Origin of the sequence: Pseudomonas tremae (genome assembly GCF_001401155.1) — a bacterium.
In the GTDB taxonomy this organism is placed as follows: domain Bacteria; phylum Pseudomonadota; class Gammaproteobacteria; order Pseudomonadales; family Pseudomonadaceae; genus Aquipseudomonas; species Aquipseudomonas tremae.
Genome location: NZ_LJRO01000376.1, coordinates 1 through 315, shown reverse-complemented (window position 1 = coordinate 315; position 315 = coordinate 1). Strand labels below are relative to the sequence as shown.

General features: G+C 58.7%; 1 protein-coding gene. It reads right to left on the bottom strand.

Going from position 1 to position 315, the window contains the following annotated elements; translation table 11 throughout:
- Positions 1–46: 46 nt before the first annotated feature.
- Positions 47–315 (bottom strand): TorF family putative porin (locus ALO43_RS20880; protein ID WP_217999785.1); only part of this gene is annotated, 269 nt, incomplete at its 5' end.

Here is a 315-nt window from a genome sequence, read left to right as displayed (position 1 = left end):
TGCAGTAGAGGAGTGTAGCGTCTGGCAGTTCAACCGGTTTGAGCCTTTAAAAGAACGAGCGCACCGCTTTGAGCGTAAACGTCCCTTCACAGCGCGCGTTGTGGCCGCTGTAGACACTGCAATCGCCGCCGCTCAGGCTTGAGCCGCTGTAGATGAGGTTCATGTCAATGCCCAGCCAGGGGCGTGACAGGTTCAGCGACCAGTCGTTGAAACCGTTGATCAACCCGCCGTCGGCGGAAGACTGCGGGGTATCGAACTGATGATTGGCGTATTGCATGCGCACGCCCACCCCCAGTTGCTCGATAGCCCCCAGGT